Here is a 1,046-nt window from a genome sequence, read left to right as displayed (position 1 = left end):
CGGCGCCCGCGGTGCTGGGCGAGTCGTCCGGCGCCGGCAGCGCCTCGGTCATCCGGACGACCGGTCCCTGGGCGACGCCGAGGCCGATTCCCACCCCGCGCAGCTCGCTCATCCGGCCGCGTCCTGATCGTGATCGGTGGTCAGCAGCTCGGTGAGCGTGTCCAGCACGTCCTCCGCGCCGTCGCCCTCGGCCGTGAGCGTGACGTAGTCGCCGTGCTCGACCGCGAGCGCGATGACGCCGAGGATGCTGGCGGCGTTGACCGGCTTGCCGGAGTCCTTCGCGATGGTCACAGCGAGACCGGAATCCTTGGCCGCCTGCGCGAAGATCTTCGCGGGGCGGGCGTGCAGGCCGTGCGAGGAGCCGATCCGGACGGTGCGAGTGGCGGTCATGGTGTTCCTTTCGGTGTCTCGCCGGCGTCGGCGAGGATCGAGCGGGCGAGCCGGAGGGTGCGGCTGCCGTCGCGGTCGGCGAAGACGTCGTCGGGCAGCAGAGCCACCGGGCCGTCGGCGGCGCGGCGGATGTCGGCGAGCCGGTCGCCGAGGTGCGGGCCGATGAGCACGAGGTCGTGGCGCCCTGCGGCGACGGAGCTCTCCGTTCCGGCCGCCGCATCCCAGTCCAGGCCGACGGATTCCGCCGCCCTGCGCAACCGCTGCGCGACGAACGTGCTCGACGCGCCAGCGCCGCACACCACGAGGATCCTCATCGATGCCGCCTTTCCTGAGAACAGTCTGAGAACGCGGAGCGGGGTCGCGCCAACACGTTCCTTTCCGCCCCTGCGGAACCTCGGTTTCCGCGCGCCCCGCCCGTCGGGCTGACATCATGGAGACACGTCGGACAGTGCGGTCAGCACGCCAGAGCAGGGGGAGTCATGTCGCGCCAGCGCCAGGATCAGCTCCTCGCGCTGCTGCTGCGGCAGGAGGGCTGGGCGACCGCCGGGAGCCTGGCCGACCTCCTCGGCGTGACCCCGCGGAGCATCCGGTCGTACGTCGCCGCCCTCAACGCCCGCACGCCCGGCGCGGCCGTGGTGGAGTCGGGACCCGCCGGG

3 protein-coding genes are annotated in these 1,046 nt (G+C 73.1%); 1 reads left to right on the top strand and 2 read right to left on the bottom strand.

Annotated elements, in window-relative coordinates; all coding sequences use genetic code 11:
• Positions 1 to 108: 108 nt before the first annotated feature.
• The gene (locus tag DW299_RS02270) at positions 109 to 390 is read right to left on the bottom strand and encodes an HPr family phosphocarrier protein (protein ID WP_136030342.1); all 282 of its coding nucleotides are present in this window, start codon (positions 388 to 390) and stop codon (positions 109 to 111) included.
• Positions 387 to 704: a PTS sugar transporter subunit IIB gene (locus DW299_RS02265; protein WP_136035488.1), complete on the bottom strand. Its 318-nt coding sequence runs from the start codon at positions 702 to 704 to the stop codon at positions 387 to 389. The genes DW299_RS02270 and DW299_RS02265 overlap by 4 nt, the downstream gene beginning before the upstream one ends.
• A gap of 165 nt (positions 705 to 869) precedes the next feature.
• Here DW299_RS02265 and DW299_RS02260 point away from each other — a divergent pair.
• A partial coding sequence (locus DW299_RS02260; RefSeq protein ID WP_136035487.1) for a helix-turn-helix domain-containing protein occupies positions 870 to 1,046 on the top strand: 177 nt, incomplete at its 3' end.

It is taken from the genome of Microbacterium sp. K35 (genome assembly GCF_004794375.1).
GTDB lineage: Bacteria > Actinomycetota > Actinomycetes > Actinomycetales > Microbacteriaceae > Microbacterium > Microbacterium sufflavum.
This window is presented reverse-complemented; position numbering and strand designations above follow the sequence as displayed.

Bases quoted from the DNA above. Each gene is read 5' to 3' on its own strand.
- DW299_RS02270 (WP_136030342.1), bottom strand. From the start codon at position 390: ATGACCGCCACTCGCACCGTCCGGATCGGCTCCTCGCACGGCCTGCAC.
- DW299_RS02265 (WP_136035488.1), bottom strand. From the start codon at position 704: ATGAGGATCCTCGTGGTGTGCGGCGCTGGCGCGTCGAGCACGTTCGTC.